Source organism: Pseudomonas sp. SIMBA_068 (assembly GCF_046534705.1).
GTDB classification, from domain to species: Bacteria; Pseudomonadota; Gammaproteobacteria; order Pseudomonadales; family Pseudomonadaceae; genus Aquipseudomonas; species Aquipseudomonas putida.
Genome location: NZ_JAWRYI010001449.1, coordinates 1 through 241, shown reverse-complemented (window position 1 = coordinate 241; position 241 = coordinate 1). Strand labels below are relative to the sequence as shown.

Annotated in this window: 1 pseudogene; it reads left to right on the top strand. The window is 64.3% G+C overall.

What is annotated here, in order from left to right:
* Positions 1-241 (top strand): annotated as a pseudogene (locus SB756_RS34435) (DNA polymerase III subunit gamma/tau); the annotation flags it as partial.

Below are 241 nucleotides of genomic sequence, written 5' to 3'. Positions count from 1 at the left end.
CATTTGACCCACGTGCTGGGCGTCGAGAACGTGCCGTTCGAAGACGACGCGTTGTGGCTGCTCGGTCGTGCTGCCGATGGTTCGATGCGCGATGCCATGAGCCTTACCGACCAGGCCATCGCCTTTGGTGAAGGCAAGGTCATGGCCGCCGATGTGCGCGCCATGCTCGGCACCCTCGACCACGGCCAGGTCTTCGATGTGCTGCACGCGCTGATCGAAGGCGACGCCAAGGCGTTGCTCG